General features: G+C 68.7%; 23 protein-coding genes, 6 tRNA genes, 1 pseudogene and 1 riboswitch. Of the genes and pseudogenes, 23 read left to right on the top strand and 7 right to left on the bottom strand.

The window, feature by feature from the left end; genetic code table 11:
• A pseudogene (locus HMPREF0321_RS04655) lies at positions 1 to 304 on the bottom strand (hypothetical protein); the annotation flags it as partial.
• 11 nt (positions 305 to 315) lie between these two features.
• On the opposite strand from HMPREF0321_RS04655, the gene HMPREF0321_RS16395 reads away from it, so the two are divergent.
• The 4 genes from HMPREF0321_RS16395 (at position 316) to HMPREF0321_RS04645 (ending at position 1,509) form a co-directional block, all read left to right on the top strand.
• Positions 316 to 474, top strand: coding sequence for a hypothetical protein (locus HMPREF0321_RS16395; RefSeq protein ID WP_006944504.1), 159 nt, complete (start codon positions 316 to 318; stop codon positions 472 to 474).
• Positions 475 to 535: 61 nt separating this feature from the next.
• Entirely contained in the window at positions 536 to 742 is a 207-nt protein-coding gene (locus HMPREF0321_RS16390; protein WP_082740642.1) for a GNAT family N-acetyltransferase, read from the top strand.
• Positions 743 to 751: 9 nt separating this feature from the next.
• Complete coding sequence (locus HMPREF0321_RS15380) at positions 752 to 952, top strand: GNAT family N-acetyltransferase (protein WP_082740644.1); 201 nt, start codon at positions 752 to 754, stop codon at positions 950 to 952.
• 236 nt (positions 953 to 1,188) lie between these two features.
• Entirely contained in the window at positions 1,189 to 1,509 is a 321-nt protein-coding gene (locus HMPREF0321_RS04645; protein WP_006944533.1) for a hypothetical protein, read from the top strand.
• A gap of 170 nt (positions 1,510 to 1,679) precedes the next feature.
• Here the strand turns inward: HMPREF0321_RS04645 and HMPREF0321_RS04640 are convergent, their stop codons facing one another.
• Positions 1,680 to 2,732, bottom strand: coding sequence for an ATP-dependent DNA ligase (locus HMPREF0321_RS04640; RefSeq protein ID WP_040014482.1), 1,053 nt, complete (start codon positions 2,730 to 2,732; stop codon positions 1,680 to 1,682).
• Between the two features lie 258 nt (positions 2,733 to 2,990).
• Between HMPREF0321_RS04640 and HMPREF0321_RS04635 the strand changes: the two genes are divergently transcribed.
• Both HMPREF0321_RS04635 and HMPREF0321_RS04630 read left to right on the top strand, forming a co-directional pair.
• Complete coding sequence (locus HMPREF0321_RS04635; protein WP_006944527.1) at positions 2,991 to 4,169, top strand: alpha/beta hydrolase; 1,179 nt, start codon at positions 2,991 to 2,993, stop codon at positions 4,167 to 4,169.
• A 186-nt stretch (positions 4,170 to 4,355) separates the two neighbouring features.
• On the top strand, positions 4,356 to 5,750 hold the full coding sequence (locus HMPREF0321_RS04630) for a PPK2 family polyphosphate kinase (protein WP_006944505.1): 1,395 nt from the start codon (positions 4,356 to 4,358) through the stop codon (positions 5,748 to 5,750).
• A 121-nt stretch (positions 5,751 to 5,871) separates the two neighbouring features.
• On the opposite strand, the gene glgX is transcribed toward HMPREF0321_RS04630, so the two are convergent.
• Positions 5,872 to 7,992, bottom strand: a complete 2,121-nt coding sequence (gene glgX, locus HMPREF0321_RS04625) for a glycogen debranching protein GlgX (RefSeq protein WP_006944508.1) — start codon at positions 7,990 to 7,992, stop codon at positions 5,872 to 5,874.
• A 112-nt stretch (positions 7,993 to 8,104) separates the two neighbouring features.
• Between glgX and HMPREF0321_RS04620 the strand changes: the two genes are divergently transcribed.
• The 5 genes from HMPREF0321_RS04620 (at position 8,105) to HMPREF0321_RS04600 (ending at position 10,346) form a co-directional block, all read left to right on the top strand.
• The gene (locus HMPREF0321_RS04620; protein WP_006944521.1) at positions 8,105 to 9,274 is read left to right on the top strand and encodes a YihY/virulence factor BrkB family protein; all 1,170 of its coding nucleotides are present in this window, start codon (positions 8,105 to 8,107) and stop codon (positions 9,272 to 9,274) included.
• A gap of 86 nt (positions 9,275 to 9,360) precedes the next feature.
• Positions 9,361 to 9,433 (top strand) — tRNA-Gly (locus HMPREF0321_RS04615).
• A 38-nt stretch (positions 9,434 to 9,471) separates the two neighbouring features.
• Positions 9,472 to 9,542, top strand: a tRNA-Cys gene (locus tag HMPREF0321_RS04610).
• Position 9,543: 1 nt separating this feature from the next.
• A tRNA-Val gene (locus HMPREF0321_RS04605) sits at positions 9,544 to 9,618 on the top strand.
• A 275-nt stretch (positions 9,619 to 9,893) separates the two neighbouring features.
• Positions 9,894 to 10,346 (top strand): DUF5709 domain-containing protein, encoded by a 453-nt coding sequence (locus HMPREF0321_RS04600; RefSeq protein WP_006944525.1) that lies wholly within the window; start codon positions 9,894 to 9,896, stop codon positions 10,344 to 10,346.
• A gap of 50 nt (positions 10,347 to 10,396) precedes the next feature.
• Here HMPREF0321_RS04600 and HMPREF0321_RS14715 read toward each other — a convergent pair whose 3' ends face one another.
• Genes HMPREF0321_RS14715 through HMPREF0321_RS04590 form a run of 3 tightly spaced genes read right to left on the bottom strand, consistent with a single transcriptional unit; the run spans position 10,397 to position 11,743 of the window.
• On the bottom strand, positions 10,397 to 10,759 hold the full coding sequence (locus tag HMPREF0321_RS14715) for a hypothetical protein (protein WP_006944512.1): 363 nt from the start codon (positions 10,757 to 10,759) through the stop codon (positions 10,397 to 10,399).
• Positions 10,760 to 10,816: 57 nt separating this feature from the next.
• On the bottom strand, positions 10,817 to 11,359 hold the full coding sequence (locus tag HMPREF0321_RS14710) for an alpha/beta fold hydrolase (protein WP_050786474.1): 543 nt from the start codon (positions 11,357 to 11,359) through the stop codon (positions 10,817 to 10,819).
• A 24-nt stretch (positions 11,360 to 11,383) separates the two neighbouring features.
• Positions 11,384 to 11,743 (bottom strand): hypothetical protein, encoded by a 360-nt coding sequence (locus HMPREF0321_RS04590; protein ID WP_136788300.1) that lies wholly within the window; start codon positions 11,741 to 11,743, stop codon positions 11,384 to 11,386.
• Between the two features lie 180 nt (positions 11,744 to 11,923).
• Between HMPREF0321_RS04590 and HMPREF0321_RS04585 the strand changes: the two genes are divergently transcribed.
• From HMPREF0321_RS04585 to thrS, 11 genes are all read left to right on the top strand, one after another.
• Positions 11,924 to 11,999 (top strand) — tRNA-Gly (locus tag HMPREF0321_RS04585).
• A gap of 12 nt (positions 12,000 to 12,011) precedes the next feature.
• Positions 12,012 to 12,086, top strand: a tRNA-Val gene (locus HMPREF0321_RS04580).
• A gap of 147 nt (positions 12,087 to 12,233) precedes the next feature.
• Positions 12,234 to 13,343 (top strand): calcium:proton antiporter, encoded by a 1,110-nt coding sequence (locus HMPREF0321_RS04575; RefSeq protein WP_006944517.1) that lies wholly within the window; start codon positions 12,234 to 12,236, stop codon positions 13,341 to 13,343.
• 116 nt (positions 13,344 to 13,459) lie between these two features.
• Positions 13,460 to 14,554 carry an anthranilate synthase component I family protein gene (locus HMPREF0321_RS04570; protein WP_006944506.1) on the top strand — a complete coding sequence of 365 codons (1,095 nt, stop codon included), beginning with the start codon at positions 13,460 to 13,462 and terminating at the stop codon, positions 14,552 to 14,554.
• The gene (locus HMPREF0321_RS04565) at positions 14,551 to 15,393 is read left to right on the top strand and encodes an aminotransferase class IV (protein WP_006944510.1); all 843 of its coding nucleotides are present in this window, start codon (positions 14,551 to 14,553) and stop codon (positions 15,391 to 15,393) included. Before HMPREF0321_RS04570 ends, HMPREF0321_RS04565 begins: the two co-directional genes overlap by 4 nt.
• Before the next feature lie 168 nt (positions 15,394 to 15,561).
• Positions 15,562 to 16,029: a TIGR02611 family protein gene (locus HMPREF0321_RS04560; RefSeq protein ID WP_006944519.1), complete on the top strand. Its 468-nt coding sequence runs from the start codon at positions 15,562 to 15,564 to the stop codon at positions 16,027 to 16,029.
• 59 nt (positions 16,030 to 16,088) lie between these two features.
• Positions 16,089 to 16,165 (top strand) — tRNA-Val (locus HMPREF0321_RS04555).
• 76 nt (positions 16,166 to 16,241) lie between these two features.
• Complete coding sequence (locus HMPREF0321_RS04550; RefSeq protein ID WP_006944537.1) at positions 16,242 to 16,679, top strand: molybdenum cofactor biosynthesis protein MoaE; 438 nt, start codon at positions 16,242 to 16,244, stop codon at positions 16,677 to 16,679.
• Positions 16,676 to 17,746: a GTP 3',8-cyclase MoaA gene (moaA, locus tag HMPREF0321_RS04545; protein ID WP_083803195.1), complete on the top strand. Its 1,071-nt coding sequence runs from the start codon at positions 16,676 to 16,678 to the stop codon at positions 17,744 to 17,746. Before HMPREF0321_RS04550 ends, moaA begins: the two co-directional genes overlap by 4 nt.
• A 162-nt stretch (positions 17,747 to 17,908) precedes the next feature.
• Positions 17,909 to 19,327 (top strand): argininosuccinate synthase, encoded by a 1,419-nt coding sequence (gene argG, locus HMPREF0321_RS04540; protein WP_006944507.1) that lies wholly within the window; start codon positions 17,909 to 17,911, stop codon positions 19,325 to 19,327.
• Between the two features lie 493 nt (positions 19,328 to 19,820).
• Positions 19,821 to 21,818 (top strand): threonine--tRNA ligase, encoded by a 1,998-nt coding sequence (thrS, locus tag HMPREF0321_RS04535; RefSeq protein ID WP_006944552.1) that lies wholly within the window; start codon positions 19,821 to 19,823, stop codon positions 21,816 to 21,818.
• 167 nt (positions 21,819 to 21,985) lie between these two features.
• Here the strand turns inward: thrS and HMPREF0321_RS04530 are convergent, their stop codons facing one another.
• A complete protein-coding gene (locus HMPREF0321_RS04530; protein WP_006944529.1) occupies positions 21,986 to 23,299 on the bottom strand; it encodes a bifunctional o-acetylhomoserine/o-acetylserine sulfhydrylase in 1,314 nt (437 codons plus the stop codon).
• Between the two features lie 72 nt (positions 23,300 to 23,371).
• Positions 23,372 to 23,487: riboswitch (SAM riboswitch) on the bottom strand.
• Between the two features lie 123 nt (positions 23,488 to 23,610).
• On the opposite strand from HMPREF0321_RS04530, the gene HMPREF0321_RS14705 reads away from it, so the two are divergent.
• The gene (locus HMPREF0321_RS14705; protein WP_006944541.1) at positions 23,611 to 24,105 is read left to right on the top strand and encodes a GNAT family N-acetyltransferase; all 495 of its coding nucleotides are present in this window, start codon (positions 23,611 to 23,613) and stop codon (positions 24,103 to 24,105) included.
• Positions 24,106 to 24,400 lie beyond the last annotated feature (295 nt).

Below are 24,400 nucleotides of genomic sequence, written 5' to 3'. Positions count from 1 at the left end.
CGTTCGTTGATCTTGTCGACAGCTCACGCGCATCGACGGTCTCGATGACCTCACCGGTGTCGCGGGCGCGCAGACCGAAGCTGCCGCCGTCGACGACCGCCTGCATGAACTCGTCGTTCACACGAACCGAGTTGTTGGCGTTCTGGTACTGCACGGAGACGATGTCGCGGCCACCGAGGTCCATGTCGAACCCGGCGTCACGCAGCGCGCGGATCTTGTCCTCCTCGCGCGCCTTCGTCTCGATGAACTCCTCGATGTCGGGGTGGTCGACGTCGAGGACGACCATCTTGGCCGCGCGACGCGTCGGGGGAGTCGATGAACGACCATGTCGGTGACGTCGACGCGGCCATCGCGCTGTGGGACGCCGACGTCGAACGCGGCCTGCCCGAGCTGCCGTTTCCGCCCGATTACCCGAAAATGCCCGGTGAGCCGCCGCGCGTGCAGCCGAGCCGCGCCAAGAAAGACGCGCCGTGACGCCGTGGCTCGAGCCCGAGCGGCTCGTGCTGCGCGAGCCGTCGGACGCCGACGTCGACGCGTGCCGCGCGAGCCCTCGGACGCCGACGTCGACGCGTGCTGGCGCATCCACGGGGATCCGCGGACGTATGCCCATCTGCCGTCGGGGCGCATGAAGGCGGCCTCCGAGGCCGTCGACCTCATCGCGTCGTGGCGCGCGCACTGGCGTCAGCACGGGTTTGGGTACGCAGCCGTCGTCGACGACACGGGCGAGGTCGTCGGTTTCTGAGGCGTAGAGCTGCGTGACCTCGGTGGCGAGCCCGTGCTCAACCTCTACTACCGCTTCGACTCCGACCACTGGGGCCCGGGTTACGCGGCCCAGGCCGCCAGCGCCGTCGTCGAATGGGCGCTGCGCCAGGGGCCTGACGCGCCGCTCGTCGCCGTCATGGCGACGAACAACCCGGCGTCAGCGCGGGTGGCGGAGCGCGTGGGGCTGTAGCTCAGCGACCGCCAGCACGATCGCGACCCGTCGAACACGTCATCTGGGAGGCGCCGCGAGCGACGTAGTCGTGCGACGCGTGCGTTGCCACGTCGAGCCCAGCGGCGAGGTTGCTCGCGGTCGCGCGATGTGATGGGCGACAGCCGTAGGGGTGCGTGGAGTATTCGATGGGGTGCGGCTCTGTGACCCAGTCAACTCTAATTGACACGTCCTGCTGCGCGACCTAGCCTCAGGGCATGCCCAAGATCAGTAAGCCCCTGCCCCAGGAACTGCGCGGAATCTCCGAGAAGTCCGTCGAAGAGGCGGCCGCGCGCATCATGGAGGGCTTCCGGGTGCAGACGCACCTGTTCACCAAGGACGAGCTCGAGGGGCTCGCCATGCTCAACAACCTCATGTCCGACACGATCAAGTGGGTCGTCGCCGAGCGTCGCGCCAAGGGCGACTCGTGGGCCCAGATCGGCGAGAGCCTCGGCATCAGCAAGCAGGCGGCGCAGCAGCGCTTCGGCAAGAAGGCCGACAAGCCCGTCGTCGACGAGAACATCGCCCTGGCGAGCTGACGCGCTGTGGACGCAAAGCGCGAAAGGAAACGGGATTCGCGAAGGGGGACAGGAATCGCAGAACGGTCGTCGTCAGGGGAGTAGGGACGACGGGGGAGCGATGACGACGGGGATGCCGGGGCGCTGGGCGTGACGACGAACGGGCGTGACAGCGAACCAGGCGCGGCGGGTCAGCCGCGTCGCAGCACCTCTCCGAGGTCATAGTCGGGGGCGCGTTCAACCTGCTCGAGAGTGCAGGAAGTCGGCTCGCGGTCGGGGCGCCAGCGCAGGAACGTCACGGCATGACGGAAGCGGTTGCCCTCCAACTGATCGAACGCGACCTCGACGACGCGTTCGGGGCGAAGGGGCACGAACGAGACGTCCTTCGAGCTGCTGAAGCGTGAGCGATCCGTCTCACCGTGCGCGGCGTTGCCGTCGGCGTCGCGCACGACGAGCGGGTCGAGTTCGTCGACGAGTTCGCGCCGTCGCGCCGCCGTGAACGCGCTGACGCCCCCGACGTTGTGCAACTTGCCGTCCGCGTCGGCGAGCGCGAGCAGCAGCGATCCGACGCCATCGCCGCTCTTGTGCACGCGATAACCGACGACGACGGCTTCGGCCGTGCGCTTGTGCTTGATCTTGAGCATCGTGCGCTTGCCCGGCTCGTAGACGTCGGAGCGACGCTTCGCGACGACGCCGTCGAGCCCCGCGCCCTCGAACTGCTCGAACCAGCGACGTGCCTCGTCGGCGTCGCGCGTCGTGCGCGTCAGGTAGACCGAATCGCTCGTCGGCCACTGCGCGAACAGCGCCTCCAGACGTGCGCGACGTTTCTCGAACGGCTCGCCCATGACGTCGTCGTCGCCCTCGGCGAGCAGATCGAACGCGACGAACTGCGCCGGCGTCTCTGCGGCCAACTTCTCGATGCGCGACGCGGCGGGGTGGATGCGTGCGCTGAGCGCGTCCCAACTGAGCCGCTCATGCCCGGGCGAGCCCTGACGCAGCACGATCTCACCGTCGAGGACGACACGCTCGGGCAGCGCCAACTTCAGCGCCTCGACGAGTTCCGGGAAGTAGCGCGTCAGCAACTTCGAGCCGCGCGAGTGCAACTCGACGTCGTCGCCGTCCCGCGCGACGATGCAGCGGAAACCGTCCCACTTCGGTTCGTAGGTGAACTCGTCACCCTCCGGCACGCTCGTGACGGCCTTCGCGAGCATCGGTTGGACGGGCAGTGTGATGGGCAAGCTCATGCCACCCATTGTCGCCCCATCCGTGTCGCCGCGGCCCGTGCTTCGGCGCTGCTCCGATCCGAGATGAGGCGTCACTCATGACCATCACGACCGGAACGCGCGCAGCGGCACACCCCGGCCACGAGTGAACGAACGAGCGGTCGCCGAAACCAGAAGCGTCCCGACAGCGGGGAGGTCGGCGCGACGAACACCCTCGATCACCGATGAACGAACGGGGCGCCCGACGGCGTGAGGCCGCCGCGATGAAACAATTGAAGAGTGAAGCGTCTCAGTAGCCGCCAGTCCGTCGTGCTCGGTCTCGGAACGGGCGCGGCGCTCGCCGCGACGACGAGCGCGGCGTCCGTCACCATCGCGGCGGTCTTCGCGCGCAAGCTCGTCACACCTGAGAAGGAAAAACCGAACGACGCGGACGTCCTGACCGTCCGTCACGGCCTCGACGGGGTGGCCACGAGCGCAGTCTTCGCGTCGAGCGTCGAATCCCTCTCGCCCGGCCGCTACGGGCTGTACTGGGACGACGAACGCGGCCACGCTCGCATCGGCGAGATCCTCGGTCACACCGACGCGGGCGGCGTCATCCGGGCCGTCGACGCCGTCACGCGCGGCGAGCTCCTCCCGGGCCCCGCCCGCTGGAGCGGCTGGTACGTCGACGGTTCGCCCCAGGACGCGTACGGCATCCGAACCGAAGAACTCGCGCTTCCCACCGTCAACGGCCGCGCGCCGGCATGGGTGACGCGCGCCGGCGACGGCACCCGCTGGGCGGTTCTCGTCCACGGCCGCGGCGCCCGTCGCGGGGAGACGTTGCGCGCCGTCCCGGTGCTCACCGACCTCGGCATCTCGTGCATCATCCCGAGCTACCGCAACGACTCCGACGGGCCCGCCAGCAGCGACGGCAAGTACGCCCTCGGACTCACCGAGTGGGAAGACGTCGATCTCGCCCTCGAGTTCGCGCTGCGGGAGGGCGCGCGCAGCATCGACCTGCTCGGCTGGTCGATGGGCGGCGCGATCGTCATGCAGGTACTCGCGCGCAGCGGCCACGCGGGGGCGGTGCGTCGCGTCGTCCTCGACGGGCCGGTGCTCGACTGGGCCGACGTCATGGCTCACCATGCGCGGGCCAATCGGCTGCACCCGCGCGTCGCCGACCTCGCGGCACGTCTGTTGGGCGGCAACCGATCGAGCCGGCGGATGACGGGGCTCGCGCAGGCGATCGACGTCACGCTGACGAACTGGGTCGCGCGCGCCGACGAGCTGACGAAGCCGATGCTCGTCATCCACTCCGTCGACGACGAGTTCGTGCCCTACGGACCGAGCGCGGAGCTCGCACGACTGCGCCCTGACATCGTCACCTGGCAGCGCTGGGAGCAGGCCCGACATGTGCGCGAGTGGAACACCGACCCGGCCCGTTGGGAGCGATACGTCCGCGAGTTCCTCGCTCGCTGAGGGCCGTTCGTACGCCTGATCGCTGCGGAACGAGCGGGTGGTGGTCGCTCTGTCGCCGACGAGCGTTGAATCGGCGTCCTTCGAAAGCGTTGCGCCCCAACGGATCACCGTGATCTCGCCGAATCGCTTGTCCGTGCGGAAGCGAAGTGCATGACAACGCCGGTCGGGTCTGCCACGATGACTGGTATGTCCAAGAAGGCCAAGAGCGAGTCGCCCGAGGCGCCCGAGAAGGCAGCGAAGAGCGCCTCCTCGTCGTCGAAGGCCGCCACCAAGAGCGACACGACCAAGTCGGCGAAGGAGGCGGGTACGTCGTCGAAGACGTCCGCCAAGACTACGGCCGTCGGGGGAGCGTCCACGAAGACCACAACGTCTGACGCGCAGCCGAAGAAGAAGTCGGCTGGCAAGGCGTCGAAGAAGTCGTCCTCGAGCAAGAAGTCGGCTGACACGACGGCGAAGTCCGACGCGAAGAAGAAGTCCGAGGCGACGAAGAAGTCCGAGGCGAGCGCGGCCAAGACGGCGGCCACGTCGAAGACCGCCGAGACGAGGGCGTCGACGGCGAAGGGCGAGAAGAAGGCGAAGAAGTCGGCGTCCGACGCCACGTCCGAGGCGAGGAATGTCGGCACGTCGACGAGCACGGCTCACCTTGCGCCCGCCAAGGTGGCTCGTCTAAAGCAGGCCGAGGAGGTCACCGCCAACGTCGGCCGTGACAAGGCGACGCGCAAGGGGACGAAGAAGTTCAAGGCCGTCAAGAGCGACTTCGCCTCGGCGCTGCGCGTCGGTGAGGGATTCGTCCTCGCCGACCTGGACGCGTCGTCGACGCCCGCGTTCGACGGCGGGCCCAAGAAGGCCGAGAAGGTCATGCGCAAGACGGGCGACGAGCTCGCTGACCTGCAGGAGCGGCTCTACGCGAGCGAGCGTCACCCCGGCGGGCGCAGCGTCCTGCTGCTCGTGCAGGGCATGGACACCTCCGGCAAGGGCGGCATCATGCGTCACGTCGTCGGCACGATGGACCCACAGGGCGTCGAGCTGACGGCCTTCAAGACGCCGACGAAGGAAGAGCAAGCGCATCCGTTCCTGTGGCGCATCCGCAATGCGCTGCCCAAGCCCGGTTATGTCGGGGTGTTCGACCGTAGCCAGTACGAGGACGTCCTCGTCGTGCGTGTCCACGACCTCGTCTCGCGACCGGTGTGGATGCGTCGCTACGGCCAGATCAACGCGTTCGAGGAGTCGGTCGTCGCGAATGGCACGACGATCATCAAGGTGATGCTCCACATCTCCGCCGACGAGCAGAAGGCGCGCCTTGCCGAGCGTCTCGAGGACCCGGAGAAGTTCTACAAGTTCAACCCGGGCGACCTCGTCGAACGCTCCTACTGGAGTGAGTACCAGGAGGCCTACCAGGCGCTGCTGGAGAAGACGTCGACGGACGTCGCGCCGTGGTTCGTCGTCCCGGCCGACAACAAGTGGTATGCGCGTCTTGCTGTGCAGCAGCTCGTCCTCGAGCACCTGCGCGCCCTCGCCCTCGAGTGGCCGGAGGCGACGTTCGACGTCCCCGAGCAGCGCGCTCGCCTCGAGAAGCTCTGACGTCCACGCCGCGGGCCGGGTCCGTACGAGCACGGCCGGCGGCGCGCCAGGCACGAGAAGACGAACATGACGAGGGGCTGACCGGTTCGATCGAACCGGTCAGCCCCTCGTCATGCGTTCGTCAGCTCTCTGTGCGTGGCGCCTGCAGCACCGCGAGGGTGCGCGGGGGCAGCTTGACGGTGTCGCCGCCGCTCAGTTCGACGCCTGCTTCGGCGTCCTCGGGCAGGCTGGAGATGGCGAAACTCCACTCCGAACCCTTCTTGACGACCTCGGGGATGACGAAGTGCGTCTCCTCGTGGCCGGGGTTGAACAGCAGCAGGAAGTGGTCGTCGACGACCGACTGGCCCTTCGCATCCTGCGCGTGGATCGCGTCACCGTTGAGGTAGACCATGATCGTGCCAGCTCCGGAGGCCCAGTCGCCGTCCTGCATCTCCTCACCGTTCGCGCCGAACCAGACGATGTCGCCCCAGTCGCTGCGCCCACCGTGCTCGGCGTCGCCGGCGAAGAAGCGTCGACGCTGGAACGCCGGGTGCGTACGACGCAACGCGATGAGCTGCTGCGTGAACTCCAGCAACGAACGGCGACGGTCGTCGAGATCCCAGTCGATCCAGGAGATCTCGTTGTCCTGGCAGTACGTGTTGTTGTTGCCGCCCTGCGTGCGTCCCAGCTCGTCACCGTGCAGCAGCATCGGCACGCCTTGGCTCAGCATGAGCGTCGCGAGGTGGTTGCGAATCTGACGATCCCGCAGCGCGAGCACGCTCGCGTCATCGGTCTCGCCCTCGACGCCGCAGTTCCAGCTGCGGTTGTGCGATTCGCCGTCGTTGTTGCCCTCGCCGTTGGCGTCGTTGTGCTTCTCGTTGTAGCTGACGAGGTCGCGCATCGTGAAGCCGTCGTGCGCGGTGACGAAGTTGATCGACGCGATCGGTCGACGCCCCGAGTGCGCGTACAGGTCGCTCGAACCAGTGAGACGGGAGGCGAACTCGCCGAGCGAACCCGGCTCACCACGCCAGTAGTCGCGCACGGTGTCGCGGTACTTGCCGTTCCACTCCGTCCACAGCGGCGGGAAGTTGCCGACCTGGTAGCCGCCGTCACCGACGTCCCAGGGCTCGGCAATGAGCTTGACCTGGCTGATCACCGGATCCTGCTGGATGATGTCGAAGAAGGCGCTCAACCGGTCGACCTCGTGGAACTGACGCGCGAGCGTCGCAGCGAGGTCGAAGCGGAAACCGTCGACGTGCATCTCGTTGACCCAGTACCGCAGCGAATCCATGATGAGCTGCAGCACGTGCGGGCTGCGCATGAGCAACGAGTTGCCCGTGCCCGTCGTGTCGAAGTAGTGCGCCTTGTTGTCGTCGACGAGGCGGTAGTAGTTCTCGTTGTCGAGGCCGCGGAAGCTCAGCGTCGGGCCGTTCTCGTTGCCCTCGGCGGTGTGGTTGTAGACGACGTCGAGGATGACCTCGATGCCCGCCTCATGCAGCGCCTTGACCATCGCCTTGAACTCGGTGACCTGCTGACCGCGTTCACCACTCGCCGAGTACGCGTTGTGCGGCGCGAGGAAGCCGATCGTGTTGTAACCCCAGTAGTTCGTCAGGCCCTTCTCGACGAGCGTCGTGTCCTGAACGAACTGGTGCACCGGCATGAGCTCGATCGCCGTCACGCCGAGGTCGACGAGGTGCTGCACGATCGCGGGGTGACCGATCGCGGCGTACGTGCCACGGATCTCCTCCGGCACGTCCGGGTGCGTCATCGTCAGACCCTTGACGTGCGCCTCGTAGATGACGCTCTGGTGGTACTCGTGCTGCGGCGGGTGGTCGTGACCCCAGTCGAAGTAGGGGTTGATGACGACGCTCAGCATCGTGTGAGCGAGCGAGTCGTCGTCGTTGCGCTTGTCCTGCTCGAGGAAGTAGTAGCTGAACAAAGACTCGTCGCCGTCGATCTGACCCTCGATCGCCTTCGCGTACGGGTCGAGCAACAGCTTGTTGACGTTGCAACGCTGCCCGTTCTCGGGGTCGTACGGGCCCTCGACGCGGTAGCCGTACCGCTGACCGGGCTGCACGCTCGGCACGTAACCATGCCAGACGTGGCCGTCGACCTCCGTCAGCTCGATGCGCGTCTCGACCATGTCGTCGTCGACCAAGCAGAGGAAGACCTTCTCGGCCGCTTCCGAGAAGATTGCGAAGTTGACGCCGGTGCCGTCGAACGTGGCACCGAGGGGGTAGGGCTTGCCCGGCCAGATATCCATGGCGTCTACCTAACCATGAAGTAGGACGCGCTCGTCGCACGCCGGTTCGGGCGTGGACACGGCTGCGGCGAGCCTCCCCGCCTTCCGCGACGAACGCCGCTAACGTGCTCGGGTGAGCGAGCAGGCGGAGCAGGATCAACCGTCGATGCTGCGTACCCGCGCCCGCCGCGTGGCGCGCCGCGTGCCCGGCCTCTACGCCGTGTGCCGCCTCGTGCTCGAGACGCTGCGTCAGTGCATGCGCTACCGCGTCACCGGCCTCGCCTCCGAGGCGGGTTTCTTCGCGTTGCTGTCCTTCCCGCCGCTCGTCTACGGCCTGCTCGGCGTCATGGGCTACGTCGGCGGCGCCCTCGGCGGACGTACCGTGGACGACATCGTCCGCTCGATCGAGCGCTACCTCGAGGGGATCCTGTCGGGGGAGGCGCTGCAGAACGTCGTCATGCCGACGCTGCACGACGCGCTCGAGGGCGGACGCCCCGACGTCGTCTCCATCGGCTTCCTGCTGTCGCTGTGGTCCGGTTCGCGGATGATCAACGTCATCGTCGACACCATCTCGATCATGTACGGCCAGGGCGGCGTGCGCGGCATCGTGCGCGCCCGTGCGCTGTCGGTGACGTTGTACTTCGTCTCGCTGCTGTTCATCGGCGCCGTGCTGCCACTCATCGTCATCGGCCCGGATCTGCTCGGACGCATGCTGCCGCCCGGTCTGCTGTTCCTGCTGACGCTGTACTGGCCCGTCGTCGGCGCCATCACGATCGTCGGGTTCGCGACGCTCTACTACATCGCGACACCTGTGCGCACGCCATGGGTGCGCGACCTGCCCGGCGCCGGATTCACCCTCATCGCCTGGGTCATCATCTCGCTGTTCCTGCGCAGTTGGTTGTCGGCGTCCGTCGGCGGCATCTCGATCTACGGCCCGCTCGCGGCAGCGATCATCGCGCTGATCTGGCTGTACTCGTTGTCGATCGCCGTGCTCATCGGTGCCGCGCTCAACAGTGCCGTCGCGCGGCTGTGGCCGGTCGCCGCCGCGCCCGTCGGAGTGCGTGCGCGGACGCGTGGGCTCATCGAGGAACAGGTGGCCAAGGTGCGTTCACGGGCGGGCGACGACGCCCCGTACGACCAGGAGAACGAGACGTCGGCCGGCGCCAGGCATGGGCGCCCGTACGGCGAGCGAGCTGCCGTGGTGGATCGTGGGGCGCGGCCCGACGGTGGCGTGGTGACGCAGGGCGAAGCCGCCGCCGAGTCTGCTCGCCCCGACGACATGGCGCAGCGTCGCAGCGCGTGACGCGGCATCCGCGCCGCCCACGTTGCGCGTGAACGTGAGCATCGGTTAGTGTTTCCTCTCGTTGCAGCGCGACAGCGCAGTAGCAGGCGGACATAGCTCAGTTGGTAGAGCGCAACCTTGCCAAGGTTGAGGTCGCCGGTTCGAGCCCGGTTGTCCGCTCTGTGTCTTCTTGGACACGCACGGTGCGAACCGTGTTCGGTGGAGTGGCCGAGAGGCGAGGCAACGGCCTGCAAAGCCGTCTACACGGGTTCAAATCCCGTCTCCACCTCGGGCGATTGGCGCAGCGGTAGCGCGCTTCCTTGACACGGAAGAGGTCACTGGTTCAAACCCAGTATCGCCCACCAGAACAGAACACAGCCACGATGCTCCCACGGCCCGGCCGTCGGGAGCATCGTGCTGTTCCGCTGCCGGCTGCCAGCTGCCGGCTGGGCGAGAGATCCCGGGCCGGTGTGCGGGGGACGCCGTGGGTGCGGGGCCCGGCGGCCATCGCCCGGAAACGCGTCATGGATGACGCGTTGTGGGGCAATGTCGAGCGGCGCAGGCGGGCGGCGGCCGTCGACCGACGTGCAGCGGGCCGGCCGGCTTTCCTTGGTGCGTCTCATCTGCGCATGATGGCGTCATGACGAATGAATCGAACTTCGACCTCGGCCCCATGGACGGCTACGCGGATCAGGCCCAGGCCGCCGACGACGTCACGGGCGAGGCGTACGAGAACATGCTCGACCAGGGGTTCACGACGCCGGAGCGCGAGCCGAACGTCGAGCGCTGGGAGAACGAGCACGAGACCCTCGACGAGCGCCTCGAGGAGGAGGTGCCCGACGTCGACCCCGACTCGGCGTACGGCAACCCCGACGGCGTTCCGTCACCTGACGACGAGTTCGACGACACGCGCGTCGGCCGCGTCGTCGCCCCCGACGAGGGCCTGGCGGAGGATCGCGAATCCGAACTCGTCGCCGAGGACGACGGTTTCGCGGGTGGCGCCTCGAGCGCTGAAGAGGCTGCGCTGCACTTCACGGACGGTCGCGACGCGGCGGGTTTCGACGACGGCATCGTCGACGAGCCCGGCGCCTGATCGAGCGGACGCAGAGTGCGAGGCCGCCGGAGCGTCGCGGTGCGCCGCCGTCAGCGGGATCCGAGCGTGAGGATGAGGTCGGCCATGCGCTGAGGGCGGTCGAGCATGACGAAATGGCCGGATCGCTCGAGGACGGCCTTCCGCACGTCTGCATCGGCGGCGATTTCGCGCGCCTGGCGCAGCACGGCGCGCACCCAACGGGTTGGCGTGCGTCGCTGCAGGCGCCCGTTGGCGGCGACGACGAGCGTCGGCAACTGCGGCGTCAGCGGTGACGTCGTGCGCAGCGCATGCAGCTGACGAACGCAGGACGAATATGCCGACAATTCGTGAAGACAGGTCTCGAGCACGCTGATCGACGCCATCTCGTCGCGCAGGCCGGGGACCGATCGCGCGAGTGAACGACGCGCGGGCACCGCCAGCGTGCGAATCGTGGGGCCGCAGACCCGCCAAGCAGCGACGGCCGAGCGGCTTCACAGGGCTGCCGCCAGGAGTCGTGCGCGTCGGCCCGATCGAGGCGTCTCGGGCTCGGCGGAGCCGTCCTCGGCGAGTGACCCGTCGAGCAGGACGAGGGCCGCGGCCTGCTCCGGGGCCATGCGCGCCGCGGCTTCCGCCACGACAGCCCCGAATGAATGACCGACGAATGTGACAGGGCCCGGCACGCCCAGCGCGTCGAGCGCGTTCAGCAGGTGCGCTGCGTCGTCCTCGAGCATGGTCGGCGCGCCGGCCGTCGCCTCGGGCCGGTCGGCGTCCGCGCGTTCGACATCGGGACGTGCGGCATCAGGACGTGCGGCGGCTCCAGGGTGCTCGACATCAAGGCGTTCGGCGTCGAGGTGCCCGGTGCCAAGTCGCTCGTCGGCGGGACGTTCGACGACGATGACGCGATGGGTGGCCGACAAGCATTGCGCGACAGGCGCCCAGTCCCACACGAACGACGCGATGCCGGGGGAAGAGGCGAGCGCGGGCCCGTCGCCTGCGTCGAGAACGCGCGTCGCGCGGCCCGTCACGCTGATCATCTGGGAAGCGCGCCGGGAAACGGCTCAGCAGGGGAGGCCGAGGACGAATCGGACGCCCGGCGGTGGCCCGGCCCGGCAAATCGATGCGGCCCGCATCGTGGCGGCGCACCACGTCCGCACGGCGACGCGTTCGCGACGGCGGGTCGAGACGTGACCGACGGCCGCTGCGGCGTCGTGGTCGAGGCGCAGCCCCCGCCACACGATGCGCAGGCGGGCGTAGGACAGCGCGGAGATGACGACGAGCAGCACTCCCGAGAGGCCGTCGGTGGTGCGCAGGAGCGTCGCGGCTGGGCGTCCGGAGACGAAGTACGCCGAGGCGTACGACGGTCCACGGATGCAGCTGCGGATCGAGCAGCGGCGCGATGAGCCAGGTCGAGTACGCACGGCCGTGATGAGGCACAGTCGGCGTGAAGCCAGCGACATCCGTCGTCGCGATCGCGCACTCGTCGATCGGCGTGGGCGGGCCGCCGATCCCCGTCGACTCGGCGATGCCGATTTGGTGAACGCGCGATGATCCGGGTAACGTTCTCGTCGTTGCCGAGGGCGGAAAGCCCGAGGAAACAGGCGGACATAGCTCAGTTGGTAGAGCGCAACCTTGCCAAGGTTGAGGTCGCCGGTTCGAGCCCGGTTGTCCGCTCCATTCCCATATCTGGGGCGATTGGCGCAGCGGTAGCGCGCTTCCTTGACACGGAAGAGGTCACTGGTTCAAACCCAGTATCGCCCACCATCACATCAAGGCCTTCGGCGTGTCGCCGGAGGCCTTGATGCACATTCGGCCAAGACTGATCGAGGCTCGCTCTCGCAGGAACCGTCTCCCTCAGGCAGGGGCCGAGCACGCAGCGTCCGTGACCGCCGCACGATCCAAGGGGAGCGCATGAGCGCCGAAGCCACGCACCGACCAGGAATCGCCCAGTGGACGACGTGGGCTCCGATCCTCGGAGCCGTCGTCCTCGCGGCCACCTGGGGACGCAGCCTGCCGGGCGTCGTCGCCGTCCTCGTCACCGCGGCGTTGTTCGGCGCTGTTCTCGCCGCCGTCCACCACGCCGAGGTCATCGCCGCAAAGGTGGGCGAGCCGCTCGGTTCGATCGTCCTCGCGGTCGCCGTCACCGTCATCGAGGTGGGGCTCATCGTCACCCTCATGGCCTCCGGCAAGGACGGCGTCGAGACGCTTGCGCGCGACACGGTGTTCGCGGCGCTCATGATCACGATCAACGGCATCGCCGGTCTGTGCATCTTCCTCGGCGCGGGGCGCCGCGGGTTGGCACGCTTCAACCCGGAAGGGTCGGCGGCCGCGCTGGCGGGCGTCGTCACCGTCGCGGGGCTGTGCCTCGTGCTGCCGACGTTCACCTCGGCCCGCAGCGGGCCGGAGTTCTCGCCGTCGCAGCTCGCGTTCGCCGCGATCAGCTCGATCGGTGTGTACGCGATGTTCGTCCTCACCCAGACGGTGCGTCACCGCGACTTCTTCGTGCCCGTCGACCGCGCCGGCAAGCCGCTCGACGACGAGGACGCCCACGGCCCGGCCCCGTCGACGCGCGCCGCGCTCGTCAGCCTGGGCCTGCTCGTCGTGGCGCTCGTCGCCGTCGTCGGTCTGGCGAAGGTGCTGTCGCCGTCGATCGAACAGGCCGTCGACGCCGCGGGCTTCCCGCAGAGCTTCGTCGGCGTCGTCATCGCCCTCGTCGTGCTGCTGCCGGAGACGCTCGCCGCCGCGAAGTACGCGCGCGCTGGACGCGTTCAGAACAGCCTCAATCTCGCGTACGGCTCGGCGATGGCGAGCATCGGCCTGACGATCCCGACGCTCGCGGCGCTGTCGCCGTTCCTGTCGTCACCGCTTGAACTGGGCCTCGGCAGCATGCACATCGTGCTGCTCGTGCTCAGCCTCGTCGTCGGCATCCTGACGATCGTCCAGGGCCGCGCGACGCGGTTCTCCGGGTGGATCCTGCTCGTGCTGCTGTTCGCGTACGTTTTCCTCGCCGCGAATCCGTGACCGTGACCCGCGTCCGGGCAGAGGGCGTGCGTCCTCGGTAGGTCGCCACGTGGCCGGGCTCATCCGCTGCGGCGCATCCGCCTGCGCGGGACGCGGCCGGACTACTGTGGCCTCTCGTGATCGACGCTCTCGCCGCCAGCACGGATCGTGCGCTCTTTCGCGACGTCACGGCGTGGGACGTCGAGGCGGTGACGTCGGATCCCGACGATCTCGAGCACGGTTTCCACGTCGTCGTGCAGACGTTCGAGGGCGAGCTGTTGGCCGCGCGCATGCGATCGGTGGTGTGGCACCCGACGCAGCCGTGGCGGGGGAGTGCGGCCCTGGCCGAGCCGCCGTCAAGGCCCGCGGAATGTCACGTCGAATGGCGATCGTCGCTGTCGCGCGACGCCTACTGCGACGGCGTCGAACGGATCCGCGAGCACATCGCGGCAGGCGACGTGTACCAGGTCAACCTCTGTCGGACGCTGACGACGGACGCCGCGCTCGACCTCGACGTCCTGTTTCGCGGCGTGCTCGCCCACAACCCGGCGCGTCACGCCGCGCGTATCGACATCGCGGGCCTGCCGCAGATCGTCAGCGCCTCGCCGGAGATGTACCTCGCGCGCGAGGGCGCCGTCATCAGTTCCGCGCCGATCAAGGGCACGTCGACGTGTCCGGAGACGATGCTCGCGAAGGACGTGACGGAGAACGTCATGATCACCGACCTCGTGCGCAACGACCTGCAACGTGTCTGTGTGCCCGGCTCGGTGCGCGTCGATCCGCTGCTCGAGATGCAACAGCACCCCGGCCTCGTCCACCTCGTCTCGACGGTGTGGGGCGAGGTCTGTGACGGCGTGACGTGGGCGCGGCTGCTCAGCGCGACGGGGCCGCCCGGCTCGGTGTCGGGCACCCCGAAACGGCGGGCTCTCGACGTCATCGAATCACTCGAGGTGGGGGCGCGCGGGCCGTACTGCGGCGCCATCGGGTGGATCGACGCCGATCGGGGCGCCGCGGAGCTGGCCGTCGGCATCCGTACGTTCTGGCAGAAACCCGCCGGGGGTGGGGCTGCGGCCGCGAACGGGCACGGGATATCGTCTCCGTCGACCCACTTCGGGGTGGGCGCCGGGATCACGTGGGATTCGGTGCCTACGGCAGAATGGGATGAGACCGAACTGAAGGCACATCGCCTGCTCGCCATCGCGCGGGGCGCGGCACTGGAGGAGACACCATGAGCATCCGGATCTGGGTCGACGGTCGCCGCGTCGACGAGGGCGCGGCCATCTCACCGATCGACCACGGCATCACCGTCGGCGACGGCGTGTTCGAGACCGCCAAGATCGACGGCGGCCGCGTGTTCGCGTTGTCGCGTCATCATGATCGGATGGATCGCAGCCTCGCCGGCCTCGGCCTGCCGAAGCTCGATCGCGACCGCATCGACGAGGGCGTCAAGGCCGTGCTCGAGGGTGAGCACATCGACTTCGGGCGCCTGCGCTACACCGTGACCGGCGGCGTCGGCCCACTTGGTTCGGATCGCGGCGACGCCCCGCAGACGTACATCGTGACGGCGGGCGCCGTGCCGCGACCCGCGCCGACGACGAAGGTCGCGACGGTGCGCTGGACGCGCAATGAGAACTCGGCCGTCGCCGGGTTGAAGACGACGTCGTACGCGGAGAACGTCGTCGCGCTCGCCGCGGCCAAGGAGGCCGGCGCGAGCGAGGCGATCTTCTCGAACACGCTCGGCAACCTGTGCGAGGGCACCGGGTCGAACATCTTCGTCGTGCTCGGTGAGCGCGTCGTCACGCCGCCGCTCGAGGACGGCCCGCTCGCCGGCATCACGCGCGCGCTGACGATCGAGTGGGCGCGCGAGGCCGGCGTCGAGATCGCCGAGGAACACCTGAGCTTCGACGTGCTCGACGAATGCGACGAGGCGTTCGTCACCTCCTCGACACGCGACGTGCAGGGCGTGCACGCCATGAACGACCGGGCGCTGTGCGACGAGGGCACCCCCGGACCCATGACCTCGCGCATCGCGGCGATCTTCGCCGAGCGTCAGGGTGAGCTGCTCGGCTGACGGCGGGTTCCCGTCGGGTCTGCCTCGGCGTGGGGTTCCCTCGACACGGGGCGGCGCGATGTCGTGGCGGTTGATGTGGGTTGACGTCGGTTCACGCCCGGCCGTGAAGTCTCCCGCGCGCGGCGTTGGAATGGTCGGCTCAGGCGCCCCCCGTTAGGCTTGGTTGTCATGAGCTCGACGGCCTCCGCCCGCGACGCTGATTCCCGCGATTCTCGAGAGCCCGGGCAGGGCGAGGAGCACGACTGGGAGTGGCGTCGACGCATCCGCGCCAACCCGAAGAGCGCGCGACTGTACCGCATCGGCGTCGGTGTGCTCGGCGCAATCGTCGTCATCGTGGGCATCGTGCTGCTGCCGTTTCCGGGGCCGGGTTGGCTCGTCATCTTCCTCGGCCTCGGCATCTGGGCGAGCGAGTTCGAGCGCGCGCAGCGGCTGCTCGGCTGGGTACGCGCGAAGGTGCAAGCGTGGTGGGATTGGCTCGAACGCAAGGGCTGGTGGGCGCAGGCGCTGGCCGGTCTCGCGACGTTCGCGCTCGTTGTCGCGATCTTCTGGGCGATGTTCGCGGTGTCCGGGGTGCCGGGATGGTTGCCGGACTTTGCCGAGAACTGGCTCGACGACGTGCCGGGGCTCAGCGGCTGACGCACCGGCCCGTTTGGTGTTCATCGACGCCGTGGGCTAGTGTTTCCCGCGCACCACACGGATGTATAGCTCAGTTGGTTAGAGCGTTCGCTTCACACGCGAGAGGTCAGGGGTTCGAGTCCCTTTACATCCACCATCAGGACGCGGAATCATCGGATTCCGCGTTTTTGCGTCCCGCGGACACCGCTGGGCCGCCGATGGAAGGAGCGCCCATGCCCGTCCTGCTCGCCGCCGTCACCGACTCGCCCCTCGACGTCGACGCCCACGTGCGCGCCGTCGACGACGCACGTCAGGGCGCGTGCGTGACGTTCGTCGGGACGGTACGCAACCACGACCCGGAGGCTGACGGCGAGGTCGTCGCGCTCGATTACACCGCGCACCCGAGCGCCGCGGCGACGTTGCGCGAAGTGGCGGAGGCCGTCGTCACGCAGCTGGATCCGTACGGTGAGACACGCGTGGCCGTCAGCCACCGCATCGGACGCGTCGCGGTGGGGGAGAGCGCCATCGTCGCCGCCGTCAGCTCGCCGCATCGTGCCCTGGCGTTCACGGTGTGCGGCGAACTGGTCGACCGCATCAAGCACGACGTCCCGCTGTGGAAGCAGCAACACCTGCGCGACGGCAGCGCGGTGTGGTCCGGGCTGCCGTCATGATCGACCTGCCGACACCCCGCGTGCGCCGTGCCCTGCGCGGCGAGCTCTCCACCGCTGCAGGCGTTTCGGATGACGGTCCGCTCGTCGACTCGTTCGGGCGGGTGCATCGTGACCTGCGCATCTCGCTGACCGACAAGTGCAATCTGCGTTGCACCTACTGCATGCCCGCCGAGGGTGTGCCGCTCGCGCCGCGCGACACGTTGTTGGCGAGCGACGAGATCGTCACGGTGGCTCGCATCGCCGTCGAGGCCGGCATCGACGAGATCCGCCTCACGGGCGGCGAACCGCTGCTGCGCCCCGACATCGTCGACCTCGTCGAACGCCTGGCGGCACTCGAGGGGCCGGGCGGGCGCCCCGAGTTGTCGATGACGACGAACGCCGTTCGGCTCGCGCAGTTGGCGAAACCGTTGCGCGACGCGGGCCTGGCGCGACTCAACGTCAGCCTCGACACGCTCTCGCCCTCGCGTTTCGCGACCATGACCCGTCGGGATCGACTCGACGACGTCATGACCGGTCTCGACGCGGCGCGCTGCGCCGGTTTCGCGCCGATCAAGATCAACACGGTGCTGCTGCGCGGTGTCAACGACGACGAGGCGCCCGCACTGCTCGACTGGGCCCTCGCTGAGGGGCACGAACTGCGTTTCATCGAACAGATGCCGCTCGACGGCGGGCACGTGTGGAACCGCGCCGAGATGGTGACGGCTGCCGAGACGCTCGCCCTGCTGCGTCGCACGCACTCACTGGACGCGCTGCCCGGACGCGGCGCCGCCCCGGCCGAGCTGTACGAGGTCGACGGAGGCCCGGGCCGCGTCGGCATCATTGCGAGCGTGACGATGCCGTTCTGCGGCGCGTGCGACCGGCTGCGGCTCACCTCCGACGGCCAGCTGCGCTCGTGCCTGTTCGCGCGCGGCGAGACCGACGTGCGCTCGGTGCTGCGCAGCGCTGGCACGGACGCCGATGTCCGCGCCCGCATCCGAGCCTGCCTCGCCGGCAAGCAACCCGGCCACGGCATCGACGAACCCGGATTCCTCCAGCCGCCGCGGCCGATGAGCGCCATCGGCGGCTGAGCGATCGATGGCGCGCCTAGGTCGGGCAGTCGGGTCGGTGCACACGTGGGTGCCAGGCTCGCGCTGCGGGGCGCCGGCGCGTCGTCTCGCCGCCCCAGGCCTGCCGACTGAGTAGTTATGCACTGTTTTGGCATAACTACTCAGTCGGGGTATTCTGAAGGCATGTCCAAGGTCTTGACTTCCCTGCCCGTCGGCGAACGCGTCGGCATCGCCTTCTCCGGTGGCCTCGACACCTCCGTGGCCGTCGCCTGGATGCGCGACAAGGGCGCCGTCCCCTGCACCTACACCGCCGACCTCGGCCAGTACGACGAGGACGACATCGAAGGCATCCCGGGCCGTGCCGGCCAGTACGGCGCCGAACTGTCGCGTCTCGTCGACTGCAAGAAGGCGCTCGTCGAGGAGGGTCTCGCCGCCATTGCGTGCGGCGCGTTCCACATCCGCTCCGGCGGGCGCACGTACTTCAACACGACGCCGCTGGGTCGCGCCGTCACCGGCACGCTGCTCGTGCGCGCCATGCAGGCCGACGGTGTGTCGATCTGGGGCGACGGCTCGACGTTCAAGGGCAATGACATCGAGCGTTTCTACCGCTACGGTCTGCTCGCCAACCCGGGCCTGCGCATCTACAAGCCGTGGCTCGACGCCGACTTCGTCAGCGAACTGGGTGGGCGCCAGGAGATGTCCGAATGGCTGACGGCGCACGATCTGCCCTACCGCGACTCGGCCGAGAAGGCCTACTCGACGGACGCCAACATCCTCGGCGCGACGCACGAGGCAAAGACGCTCGAGCACCTCGACGAGTCGATGGAGATCGTCAAGCCGATCATGGGTGTCGCGTACTGGGACGACGCGGTGAAGATCGACACCGAGGACGTCGTCATCCGCTTCGAATCGGGGCTGCCCGTCGCGATCAACGGTGACGACTTCGGCGGCGACGTCGTCGCCCTGTTCCAGGAGGCCAACGCCGTCGGCGGACGCCATGGGCTCGGCATGAGCGACCAGATCGAGAACCGCATCATCGAGGCCAAGTCGCGCGGCATCTACGAGGCGCCCGGCATGGCGCTGCTGTTCATCGCCTACGAACGGCTGCTCAACGCCGTCCACAACGAGGACACCATCGCCGCGTACCACAACGACGGACGGCGCCTCGGGCGGCTGCTGTACGAAGGACGCTGGTTCGACCCGCAGTCGCTCATGATCCGCGAGGGTCTGCTGCGTTGGGTGGCGTCCGCCGTCACGGGTGAGGTGACGCTGCGCCTTCGTCGCGGCGAGGATTACTCGATCGTCGACACCCAGGGCGACAACTTCTCCTACCACCCCGACAAGCTGTCCATGGAGCGCACCGAGAACGCCGCATTCGGCCCCGTCGACCGCATCGGGCAGCTGACGATGCGCAACCTCGACATCGCCGACACGCGTGGCAAGCTCGAGTTCTACGCCGCACGCGGCGGGCTGGGCAAGGCGCAGACCGACCTCGTCGGCCAGCTCGAGCCCGGTGGCGCGCAGCAGATCGCGTCGAACCCGAACGTCGACGCCGACGCTCTCGCACTCGACGAAGCGGCGATGGAGTTCGGCACCGACTGACCTGCCGAGACGTCGGCGCCGATCGACCAAGACATCGGCATCGGTCGAGGAAGGTTGCACGCTCGGCGCGATCGAGGAGGCCGCCCACTGGATGGTGGGCGGCCTCGTCGCGTCCGGACGGCAATGTGGTCGTCGGCTGGACACGGCGCCGTCGACGACCGTCACCCAGGTTGGTAATGGCGGCCGAACCTCGCGACTGTGGACGCCGCTCGCCGAGGTGTAGAGGAATCGCGAATGTGGACGCAAATCGCAGATGAGTACGGGCCCCTGACCCACCTGCGATTTTCGTCCACATCGGCGATCTACGTCCACATTCGTAGGAGATCCTCAGCAACGGCCGCCTCGCATCACCGCGGGCGACCAACGTCACGCCTGGGTGGTGCCGGCGGCTCGGCGTGGGGTGGTCGGGGGCACCCGGTAGCCTTGGCCGCACGGGCCGTGCCATTCGTACGTGTGCGGCCGAGTCTGCACGTCACGAACAAGGAGCACAGCCGTGTCCGAGAACATCACCCTGACCGTCAACGGCGAACCACGCGAGGTCGAGCAGGGCACGACGGGCACGGACCTGTTCGGCGGCGACAAGGCCGTCCTCGTCATGCGCATCGACGGTGAACTGCGCGACCTGTTCCGCGAGATCCCGGACGGCGCGTCCGTCGAGCCCGTCACCGCTCAGGACCCGGAGGGCCTCGCCGTCCTGCGTCACTCCGCGGCCCACGTGCTCGCGCAGGCGGTGCAGCAGATCAACCCGAGCGCGAAGCTCGGCATCGGCCCGCCCGTCACCGACGGTTTCTACTACGACTTCGACGTCGCCGAGGCGTTCACGCCCGACGACCTCAAGAAGCTCGAGAAGGCGATGCAAAGGATCGTCAACGAGGGCCAGACGTTCAACCGCCGCGTCATCACCGACGCCGAGGGCCTCGAAGAACTCGCGCACGAGCCCTACAAGTGCGAGCTCATCGGCCTCAAGGGCAACGCTGCGAATGCGGCCGAGGGCGCGGAGGCCGAGGTCGGTGGCGGTGAGCTGACGATCTACGACAACGTCCGCCGCGACGGCACCGTCGCCTGGGGCGACCTGTGCCGCGGCCCGCACGTGCCGTCGACGAAGGTGCTCGGCAACGCGTTCAAGCTCATGCGTTCGGCCGCCGCGTACTGGCGCGGCAGCGAGAAGAACCCGCAGCTGCAGCGCATCTACGGCACTGCGTGGCCGACGAAGGACGAGCTGAAGGCCTACCTCGAGCGCCTCGCCGAGGCCGAGAAGCGCGACCACCGCAAGCTCGGCGCCGAGCTCGACCTGTTCAGCTTCCCCGAGAACATCGGCCCCGGCCTGCCCGTGTTCCACCCCAAGGGCGGCATCATCAAGCGTGAGATGGAGGACTACGTCCGCCGCCGTCACATCGAGGAGGGCTTCTCCTACGTCGGCACGCCGCACATCGCGAAGGAAGACCTCTTCTACACCTCGGGTCACCTGCCGTACTACGCGGACGGGATGTTCCCGCCCCTCGACGTCGACGGGCAGAACTACCGCCTCAAGGCGATGAACTGCCCGATGCACAACGAGATCTTCCGTTCGCGTGGGCGCTCCTACCGTGAGCTGCCGCTGCGCTTCTTCGAGTTCGGCACGGTGTACCGCGACGAGAAGTCGGGCGTGCTCTCCGGTCTGACGCGCGTGCGCATGATCACCCAGGACGACTCGCACAGCTACGTCACGCCCGAACAGGCGCCGGGGGAGATCAAGCACCTGCTCGACTTCATCCTCGGCCTACTGCGCGACTTCGGCATGAACGACTTCTACCTCGAGCTCTCGACGCGCGACGTCGACGGCGACAAGAAGGACAAGTTCATCGGCACCGACGAACAGTGGGACATCGCGACGAAGGTGCTGTCGGACGTCGCGCTCGAGTCCGGCCTCGAGCTCGTGCCGGACCCGGGCGGTGCCGCGTTCTACGGCCCAAAGATCTCCGTGCAGGCGCGCGACGCCATCGGCCGTACCTGGCAGATGTCGACGATCCAGTACGACTTCAACCAGCCCGCTCGTTTCGGCCTCGAGTACCAGGCGGCGGACGGTTCGCGTCAGCAGCCCGTCATGGTCCACTCGGCGAAGTTCGGCTCGATCGAACGCTTCCTCGGCGTGCTCGTCGAGCACTACGCGGGCGCGTTCCCGGCGTGGCTCGCGCCGGTTCAGGTGCTCGCCGTGCCCGTCGCGGAGGAGTACTACGACTACCTGCAGGACGTCGCGATGAAGCTGCGCGAAGCCGGCGTGCGTGTCGAGGTCGACATGAGCGACGACCGCTTCCCGAAGAAGATCCGCAACGCGTCCAAGTCGAAGGCGCCGTTCATCCTGATCGCCGGTGAAGAGGACCGCGACAACGGCGCCGTCTCGTTCCGTTTCCGCGACGGGTCGCAGAAGAACGGCGTGCCGGTGGCCGACGCGATCGCCGAGATCACCCGCGTCATCACCGAACGTCAGAACACCGACCCGACGGCCGGCTGACCGTCTGCCTCGACGACGACGCGCGCCCCCGAACCTCGCGGTTCGGGGGCGCGCTCGTGTGTTGGCATGTGCACCCGAGGGCCGGCGTTCGACACGGCCGGGTGACCACGCTCGGGGTAGGGAACCCGGTTGCGTCACCCGTCGCGGGGACCCACCTCAGCGCACGGTCACTTCGCTGCAGCGAAGCCCTTCTCGAGGTCGGCGATGATGTCGGCGGAGTTCTCGATGCCGACGCTCAACCGCACGAGTCCGGGCGTCACGCCGGCGCCGCGGCGGTCCTCGTCGCTGCCCTGGGAGTGCGTCGTCGACGCAGGATGGATGGCGAGGGAACGGACGTCACCGATGTTCGCGACGTGCGAGTGCAGTTCGAGAGCGTCGACGAACTTCTTGCCCGCCTCGACGCCGCCGGCGATCTCGAACGACAGCACGGCGCCGGAGCCGGCGGGCAGGTAGCGGTCGGCGAGTTCCTTGTAGGGGCTCGACGGGTCGGAGGCGTAGAACAACTTCTCGACCTGCGGCTGCGACTTCAGGAACTCGACGACCTTCTTCGCGTTCTCCACGTGTCGCTCCACACGCAGCGACAACGTCTCGAGGCCTTGCGCGATGAGGAACGCGTTGAACGGGGAGACGGCCGCGCCGAGGTCGCGCAGCAGTTCGACGCGCGCCTTGAGGATGAAGGCGAGGTTCGCGCCGAGCGGCGATCCGACGCCGAGGTCGCGGGCGAACACGAGACCGTGGTAGCTCTCCGACGGCTCGTTGAACTGCGGGAACTTCGCCGGGTCGGCGGCGTAGTCGAACGTCCCGGCGTCGACGAGCACGCCGGCGATCGACGTCCCGTGCCCCCCGAGGTACTTCGTCGCGGAGTGAATGACGACGTCCGCGCCATGCTCGATCGGGCGCAGCAGGTACGGCGTCGCGACGGTGTTGTCGACGAACAGCGGCACCCCGGCGTCATGCGCGATGTCGGCGAGGCCGCGCACGTCGAGCACCTTCTGGTCGGGGTTGCTCAGCGTCTCGCCGAACAGCAGCTTCGTGTTGTCGCGGATGGCGCCGCGCCACTCGTCGAGATCGTTGATGTTGTCGATGAACGTCGTCTCGACGCCGAGTCGCTTGAGCGTGTACTTCAGCAGGTTGTACGTGCCGCCGTACAGCGCGGACGAGGCGACGATGTGGTCGCCGGCCTGAGCGACGTTGAGGATGGCGAACGTCGTCGCCGCCTGACCCGACGCGAGCAGCAACGCGCCGACGCCGCCCTCCAGCGCGGCGATGCGGTCTTCGACCGCCTGCGCCGTCGGGTTGCCGATGCGCGTGTAGATGGGGCCGAGATCCGACAGGCCGAAGCGGTTGGCCGCGGTCTCGGCGGAGTCGAAGACGAACGACGTCGTCTGGTAGATCGGCAGCGCCCGGGCGCCGGTGTCGCCGTCGACGTTCTGGCCGACGTGGATCTGCTTGGTCTCGAAGGCCCAGTTCTCGGAGCTCATGATGATGTCCCTCTTGAGGAGTGCGTGGACGCACGGGCGGCGCACCGTACGTGTGGTGCCCGAAGGGGAATCCCTCCGCGCTTGCCCGGACGCGCTCGGCGCCGGGCCAGGTCGTCACCCGGAGCACCCCGCCGCGGTGGGAGGGTTGCCGGCCAGCAAACCGGGGTTTGACGCTGGCGCTCGTGACCTGCGGCCACTCTAGGCCGGGTCGTGTCATCAGGCGGGAATGCTGTCTCACATTCCGGTCGCGGCCCCGTGCTGACGCGACGCGCCTACGGGCGACGACCCTCATGCCGTGCTTGACTGTTGCCATGACACCGACGATCGTCCGCGCGCGCCGCGAAGACGCGTTCGCCTGCGCGGCGCTGCGTCTGCAGATGGACCTCGAGGCGGGGGAGAGCAACCGCTCCGGCTTCATCACCGAGTATGCCGATCACTGGCTCGCGCACTACGACGATCTGCCGACGTGGCTCGCCTCGAGTGCTGACGGGACGGCTCTCGGCATGGTGCAGACGTCGCTCGTGCACCGGCCCCCGGCGCTGGCTCGGCCGGCGCAGCCGTCGCTCTACATCGCGGTCGTCTTCGTCACGCCGTCGGCGCGCGGCCAGGGCCTGGCCGAGCGGATGCTGCGGATCGTCGACGCCTGGGCCGACGCGCACGACGTCGCGCGAATGATGCTCAACGCCCGTCCGCGTGCCCGCAGGCTGTACGAACGGGCCGGCTTCGGCCCGCCGGACGAACGTCACATGCAGCGTGTGGCGCCGTTCGGCCTCGACGCCCGCCGCGATGCGGAGCGTGCGTCATGAGCGACGACGTCATCTGGGCGCTCGATCAGCGCGAGCGCTGCATCGCCTGCCCCTCCAAACCGGTCGCGAACGCCGTCGTCCTGCACCTCGGTGCTGACGGCGCCCTCGCGCGCGACGCTGTCGAGCAGTGGGCTCGTGACGGCGTCATGGCCGCCTCGGTCGCATGGCCGGGGGCGCGGCCGGCCTCGATGACGACGACTGGCTCGACCTCGAGGACGCCGTCACGGGCCTCGCCGGGCTGGCGAGCATCGTCGCCGTCGTCGGTGACGGCGACGCGGCCGAGGGCGCGCGGACG

This window comes from Dermacoccus sp. Ellin185, from assembly GCF_000152185.1.
GTDB lineage: Bacteria > Actinomycetota > Actinomycetes > Actinomycetales > Dermatophilaceae > Dermacoccus > Dermacoccus nishinomiyaensis.
This window is presented reverse-complemented; position numbering and strand designations above follow the sequence as displayed.

Bases quoted from the DNA above. Each gene is read 5' to 3' on its own strand.
- argG (WP_006944507.1), top strand. From the start codon at position 17,909: ATGTCCAAGGTCTTGACTTCCCTGCCCGTCGGCGAACGCGTCGGCATC.
- HMPREF0321_RS04575 (WP_006944517.1), top strand. From the start codon at position 12,234: ATGAGCGCCGAAGCCACGCACCGACCAGGAATCGCCCAGTGGACGACG.
- HMPREF0321_RS04645 (WP_006944533.1), top strand. From the start codon at position 1,189: ATGCCCAAGATCAGTAAGCCCCTGCCCCAGGAACTGCGCGGAATCTCC.
- HMPREF0321_RS14710 (WP_050786474.1), bottom strand. From the start codon at position 11,359: ATGATCAGCGTGACGGGCCGCGCGACGCGCGTTCTCGACGCAGGCGAC.
- HMPREF0321_RS04630 (WP_006944505.1), top strand. From the start codon at position 4,356: ATGTCCAAGAAGGCCAAGAGCGAGTCGCCCGAGGCGCCCGAGAAGGCA.
- glgX (WP_006944508.1), bottom strand. From the start codon at position 7,992: ATGGATATCTGGCCGGGCAAGCCCTACCCCCTCGGTGCCACGTTCGAC.
- HMPREF0321_RS04640 (WP_040014482.1), bottom strand. From the start codon at position 2,732: ATGAGCTTGCCCATCACACTGCCCGTCCAACCGATGCTCGCGAAGGCC.
- HMPREF0321_RS04600 (WP_006944525.1), top strand. From the start codon at position 9,894: ATGACGAATGAATCGAACTTCGACCTCGGCCCCATGGACGGCTACGCG.
- HMPREF0321_RS04565 (WP_006944510.1), top strand. From the start codon at position 14,551: ATGAGCATCCGGATCTGGGTCGACGGTCGCCGCGTCGACGAGGGCGCG.
- HMPREF0321_RS04560 (WP_006944519.1), top strand. From the start codon at position 15,562: ATGAGCTCGACGGCCTCCGCCCGCGACGCTGATTCCCGCGATTCTCGA.
- HMPREF0321_RS04530 (WP_006944529.1), bottom strand. From the start codon at position 23,299: ATGAGCTCCGAGAACTGGGCCTTCGAGACCAAGCAGATCCACGTCGGC.
- HMPREF0321_RS14705 (WP_006944541.1), top strand. From the start codon at position 23,611: ATGACACCGACGATCGTCCGCGCGCGCCGCGAAGACGCGTTCGCCTGC.
- HMPREF0321_RS16395 (WP_006944504.1), top strand. From the start codon at position 316: ATGAACGACCATGTCGGTGACGTCGACGCGGCCATCGCGCTGTGGGAC.
- moaA (WP_083803195.1), top strand. From the start codon at position 16,676: ATGATCGACCTGCCGACACCCCGCGTGCGCCGTGCCCTGCGCGGCGAG.
- HMPREF0321_RS04550 (WP_006944537.1), top strand. From the start codon at position 16,242: ATGCCCGTCCTGCTCGCCGCCGTCACCGACTCGCCCCTCGACGTCGAC.